The organism is Nocardia sp. NPDC004168 (assembly GCF_040610355.1).
In the GTDB taxonomy this organism is placed as follows: Bacteria; Actinomycetota; Actinomycetes; order Mycobacteriales; family Mycobacteriaceae; genus Nocardia; species Nocardia sichangensis.
Map to the genome: position 1 here is coordinate 1 of NZ_JBEXME010000083.1, position 4,191 is coordinate 4,191.

A 4,191-nucleotide genomic window follows, 5' to 3' on the forward strand; every position below is an offset into this window, starting at 1 on the left:
CGCGCACGACCATGGGTCTGGGGCCGACCAGCCCCGAAACCAAGGACCCTACGCCGCCGTTTTATCTACCACCTTTGAGGAACGCAGCACTAGTCCGAAACGCCTCAGCCTGTGCGCGGTGGCTCGCACGAACTCCGATTGCTGCTCGCTGATGCAGTGCACGACGGCTTCGTCGCAATACTGCTCAAGCCTGACTGGCCCAGCTCCCGATGCACTCAGGAGTCGAATGCGTAGTGTATGAACAGGTTCGACAACAACGGCGATATTGCATACCCCCGTTGCGTCCCATGTCCCGCCTAGTGGGCGTGCCGTCGGACGGCCGCAGCGAAACGGTAACCTGCCCCGCTTGACATACAGCACCCTCTCGGCAACGAAGTATGACTTTCCAAAGCAGCGATGATGAGATCATGCCGCAGGTCGTCGAAGAGACCCTGAATATCGGGTCGATGCCCCAGACTTGCCGCTAACACCGCTGCTTGTACGTTTCCATCGCCTCCAAAGCCAAACGGCCGGGCCGATAGCCATAGCAATCGGAATAAAACATCTATTCTGCTGACAACGACAGATATCGGTCACGATAACCGAGCTTTATTGCCTTTTAAGGCGGGCGACTCACACCGATCTTTAGATTGATTTCGGAAATGAACAATATACTCGGACGGGGTAAATCCACTGAATGCCCGGAAGTCGCGATCGAGATGGGAGTGGTCCGCATATCCACAATCAGCCGCAACTTCATGCAGGGGAGAGTGTGGTCGCTTACGCAGAAGATGCCGCGCCCGATCGAAGCGTATAATTCGAGCGGCAGTCTTGGGCGACAGCCCTATCTGTTGAGTAAATTTCGTAATAAGATGTTTATGACTCCAGCCTACAGCCTCGGCGATTCGAGCAATCGGCATCATTCCACCGCTATTTATTAACAATGCCCAAGCCTTGCCTACACCCGGTAGTACATCCCGACCACGCTCCGCGCGGCCGAGTAGAAACTCTTCAAGAATGTCAAACCGTGCAGACCATGTAGACTCGTCACGGATCTTGTCCGACAAATTTCGGCCACACGGACCGGCGACATCCCCGAAGTCAATTATTCTCCCTCTATAGTCTGCGCCTCCATCAGTATCCAGAAGTGAATAAGCCCCTAGTGGATTCAGCCAAAGTTCGAGGTATGAAGAATCACGAGCGATATTTAACAACAAAGGCGCATCTTTAGGACCCCTAAGAAAACTCCTAGGATGAAAAACGGTATCACCCACTCCGATAACGATCTGCACGGCAGTTGTGGCATGAAGCACAACCGGGCAACCGAACGAGTGGGTCGCTTCCGAATAGCCCGCATACCTACGGGTTACCATTGTTCTCAGTTGAGAGTGCGGAACCCGTGCCGCCTGCGGTATCCGGGAGTCTTCCGGGTGGCCCCGGCGCATTTCTTTCACCTTTACACTCGCTCTAGACATTTGACGCCAACCCCATTTGCAACAACTTGAGTCACCCACGCTCCAGTCACCCCACACTCGTTTTCGAAGCACCCCTCAAGTTCAATAAAGATTTCAGCCAATCGCCTATTGGCAAGGATCGGCGTAATCAAAGAAATCGAAAAAGAAACAGCATTCAGTGTGGCGCACAATGAGGGATTCAATAGAACGCAATCCATCTTGCGCATACCGCCACGACATACATCCCCCTTCGATTCGGGTCCAAAGATTTGCAGCGTTAGATAACGCCGACCCGTTGTTGGTGCTCCGCGTATCATCAGCCCACCTAGCGCTGGGCAGACAAAACGCATAGCTCAGCTCTTGGTGCGTGACGAATGTTCGCACCCGCAAACGACCAGAGAATAGGATTATTTTCACCTAGATCGTGATAGGAGAATATTTACCGGCAAGAATGGTATTTTTTTTACCGAATTACCCGCTGAGGAGCTCACGTGACTACCGGCACTCACAAGCCGGATCCAACTCTAAGACCGGCCTCTCGGTATGCCGGACAGATGCCTTCGGCGAGGTGCGGAATAACATTGTCAGCACGCTGCAGCACGGCTCGCAGGTCAGATGCGCTTACTCGGCCAGCCGCCCCTTGATCGGGACAACCCCTCACCACCCGGCGATTCCGCCTGACCAGCACCTTCACAGCAGGCTCCGCAGCGTGCGGATTGACTGGTGTAAGGCTGTGGATTGCCGGGGTGATTGCGGAGTTCCATCAGACCCTCATCTAACGACCCGGAAGACCACTTTTGCCAAATAGAAGAGGGGTGGGGCCGCACAGCGGCGTCACCCTCAACTCACCTCCACACGAGCGCTGGCAGGGGTGACTTGCACAAATTCACCGGTGCTGTCGGAGCATTCAGCGACAGTTCCCGGACTTACGTAATCTGTGTTGACTGTACCGCACCACCGCACTCAAGACGGCGCGCTGCTGTCGTACACGCTCCTCATGCCGCTCGGCGAGCCCACAGCCCACACTGTTTCTCCCTGCTCGATCGCTGAACATGTCAGCTGCCGCCGCGTTGTTCACGAGCGTGAGCGTCGGCCAGCAGCCAAGTCGACGTGACGTGCGAGAACGAGATACACGACAGTCGAATTTACCCCGAACAGCAGTGCTCGGATCTCAATCCGACTTCACCGGTTGGTTCGAGACCGGATCCAGGATAAATTCGACTGCTCGCCTCGGCTCTGATATGAACCGCACAAGCCAGTTGGTAAAATCACATCTAGACGGTTCCGCATCTTACTGCTTCCTTATGTATGAGGTAGCTGCAGTACGGCCTGAACTCAGTAGTCGAGTAGTTCTCCAAATCAATCGGCTGGCCGGCAGCGGCTGCGCAGCGATCGCAATATCGATTAGGAGTAAGAACAAACTAGAAATTTTTGGTATTGCGATCTATCCGCGTAGTTAGCTTTCGATGATGCCGTACGAGATGACAATACTGAATGGCGCTGGTGTAATTGAACAAGGATGGAATCGCAGATGAGGATCGCACGGTGGGTTGTGAAGTTGGATCCCCCTTACGGTGCGACGCACGGTCTGCGGGCAATTATCGAGAGAGCGCAGGAAACAATCCAGACATCCGCTGATCTGCTTGCGCCCGCCCCTGTTCCGCACCTGTCGAAGCTGTTACGTTATGAAAGGCTCGAACCGGAGTATGAAAGCAAGTCTGTGATGGTCGACAGCTACGTGGACCATCTGAAAGAATTCAATGCCTTCAAGGATGACCTACGCAAGCAAGACGCCAACGTCGACAGCTCCGCCTACGGCACCTACGATATCGCAAGCAGCACCTTCGCTGCGGTCAAGCAGCATGTCCAAACCCTTCAGGCCACGTTAGCGGCCGCCCCTCCGCCAGCTCCCGGTGAAAGATTTCTATCTCCCGATGTCGAGTCGCGGCTGGCTGCGGCCGTGTTGCAGACGGTCGACGACGTTCACAACGAAATCCAGAAAGCCACCGGCGGTGTTCAGACGCACGCAAGAAATATCGATGGCTCCGCGCCGACGTATATCCCGGCTTCCGCCGGCGGCCGCTATGTGCCGGATGACTACCCGCAGCGGAGTTACTCACCCGGCCCTGGCTTCGTGCCTGCCGCGATAACTGCCGATTACGCCCGCTACCAGGGCAACGTCTCGGTCGACGCCGCGATCGACGGCGCGCTCGACGCGCTCGGCATCACCGACCCGGTGGCCCGCGAGTACTGGAAGCGCGGCTACCGGGTTCTGATCGAACGGGAATCCGGCGGAAATCCCAACGCCGTCAACAACTGGGACAGCAACGCTGCCGCCGGACACGCGTCCAGGGGACTTACCCAGACCATCCCCGGCACCTTCCAGGCCTATCACGTGGGGGGAACGTCGAACAACATTAACGACCCCGTAGCCAATGTCGCCGCCAGCATGAACTACGTGATGGAACGGTACGACGTCTCCCGCGACGGCCACGACCTGCAGGCCAAGGTCCAGCAAGCGGATCCGAACCGTTCACCGAAAGGCTACTGAGCGCAGTTCTTTGCACCACGCTGACCGACGACATAGCTCGATGATGACCGATTCGGGCCCGAACATTTCGATGCCTCCGGCGCTGACCTGCCAATGAGGTGCGTAGCGAAGGGCTAGTGTTCCGCGCCTGAAATCCGTTGGCTAATTGTAGGATTCGGCGGTGGCGAGGACGGGGCGGCCGAGATCGGGCCCGGATTTGGTGGTGAC

General features: G+C 56.3%; 2 protein-coding genes. One reads left to right on the plus strand and one right to left on the minus strand.

The genetic code is table 11. The annotated features are described in order from the left end of the window. Nucleotides 1-572 precede the first annotated feature (572 nt). Nucleotides 573-1,454 (minus strand): helix-turn-helix domain-containing protein, encoded by an 882-nt coding sequence (locus ABZW96_RS37340; protein WP_355081584.1) that lies wholly within the window; start codon nt 1,452-1,454, stop codon nt 573-575. A gap of 1,531 nt (nt 1,455-2,985) precedes the next feature. Between ABZW96_RS37340 and ABZW96_RS37345 the strand changes: the two genes are divergently transcribed. Next, entirely contained in the window at nt 2,986-3,984 is a 999-nt protein-coding gene (locus ABZW96_RS37345; protein WP_355081586.1) for a transglycosylase SLT domain-containing protein, read from the plus strand. Nucleotides 3,985-4,191: the final 207 nt, after the last annotated feature.